Source organism: Sphingomonas eleionomae (assembly GCF_049889035.1).
Taxonomy (GTDB): domain Bacteria; phylum Pseudomonadota; class Alphaproteobacteria; order Sphingomonadales; family Sphingomonadaceae; genus Sphingomonas.
The window spans coordinates 1-1,067 of the sequence record NZ_JBLTWP010000009.1 but is presented as its reverse complement, the minus strand read 5'-3'; the positions used below and the strand labels follow the sequence as shown (position 1 = coordinate 1,067).

General features: G+C 66.1%; 1 protein-coding gene. It reads right to left on the bottom strand.

Annotation, left to right across the window (positions count from 1 at the left end; all coding sequences use genetic code 11):
* On the bottom strand, positions 1-1,067 hold a 1,067-nt coding region (locus ACNI3Q_RS14650), incomplete at both ends, for a UDP-glucose dehydrogenase family protein (protein ID WP_426277971.1).

Sequence of the window (1,067 nt, the reverse complement as noted above, 5' to 3'; positions counted from 1 at the left end):
CCGATGGAGGTATAGTGGAGGCCTGCTTTTGCGGCTTCGTTTGGTTTGTAGACGTTGCGCAGGTCAACGAGGACGGGCTGGGCAAGGCTGTTCTTGATGCGGGTGAGGTCGAGGGCACGGAACGCGTCCCATTCGGTGATGATGACCAGCGCATCGGCGCCGTCGGCGGCGGCATAGGCGTCGGCGGCATAATCGATGCCGCTGATCACCGCCTTGGATGCCTCGATGCCTTCGGGGTCATAGGCGCGGATATGCGCGCCCGCCTGCTGCAGCGCCTCGATGATCGCGATCGACGGCGCATCGCGCATGTCGTCGGTGTTGGGCTTGAACGTCAGGCCGAGCACCGCGATCGTCCGGCCCGCCACATCGCCGCCGGCCGCCTCGATCACCTTGTCCGCCATCGCCCGCTTGCGCGCATCGTTGACCGCGACCGTCGTCTCGATCAGCCGCACGGGCCGCTCGTAATCCTGCGCCGTCTTGACCAGCGCCAGCGTGTCCTTGGGAAAGCACGAGCCGCCATAGCCGGGCCCTGCGTGCAGGAACTTGCCCCCGATCCGCTTGTCCAGGCCGATGCCGCGCGACACGTCCTGCACGTCCGCACCCACCGCCTCGCACAGGTCCGCAATCTCGTTGATGAAGGTGATCTTCATCGCCAGGAACGCGTTCGCCGCATATTTGATCAGCTCGCTGGTCCGCCGGCGCGTGAACAGCAGCGGCGACTGATTGAGGAACAGCGGGCGATAGACCTCCTCCATCGGGCCGCGCGCTTCCTCCTCCTCAATCCCCACCACGATCCGGTCGGGCCGCTTGAAATCCTCGATCGCCGCGCCCTCGCGCAGAAACTCCGGATTGGATGCAACCGCGAACTTCGCGCCCGGGTTCACCTCGCGGATGATCCGCTCCACCTCGTCGCCCGTGCCGACGGGCACCGTCGACTTGGTCACCACCACGGTAAAATGATCGCCAAGCGCCGCGCCGATCTCTCGCGCCGCGGCATAGACATAGCTCAGATCCGCATGGCCATCGCCCCGCCGCGTCGGCGTGCCGACCCCGATGAACACCACCGA